Source organism: Micrococcus sp. KRD026 (assembly GCF_017168445.1).
In the GTDB taxonomy this organism is placed as follows: domain Bacteria; phylum Actinomycetota; class Actinomycetes; order Actinomycetales; family Micrococcaceae; genus Micrococcus; species Micrococcus luteus.
This window is the reverse complement of the sequence record NZ_JABFBA010000071.1, coordinates 1-254: the sequence shown is the minus strand read 5'-3', so window position 1 is coordinate 254 and position 254 is coordinate 1. Positions and strand designations below refer to the sequence as shown.

Annotated in this window: 1 protein-coding gene; it reads left to right on the top strand. The window is 66.5% G+C overall.

Annotated features, from left to right (window positions below; translation table 11 throughout):
• Positions 1 to 132: integrase core domain-containing protein (locus J1M40_RS12230; protein WP_206450839.1), on the top strand; the 132-nt coding region annotated here is incomplete at its 5' end.
• Positions 133 to 254 lie beyond the last annotated feature (122 nt).

Here is a 254-nt window from a genome sequence, read left to right as displayed (position 1 = left end):
GCTCGGCGTGAGGCCCTGGCCGTGTGGGTGAACCACTACAACTACCATCGGCCTCATACCTCCTGCGGGAACGCCCCGCCGGCCTCGTTGGCCCCGGCCCGAGTCAACAACGTCATGACCTCCTACATCTAGCATGGTGCGCATGATGGCAGTCATCCCCGAAGCCCAGGCCACTGCGCCGAACCGGTCGCCTGCGAGGTCCACGGGAGCTCGTGAGCGGATCATGGCGACCGCCCGCCGGCTGTTCTACACAC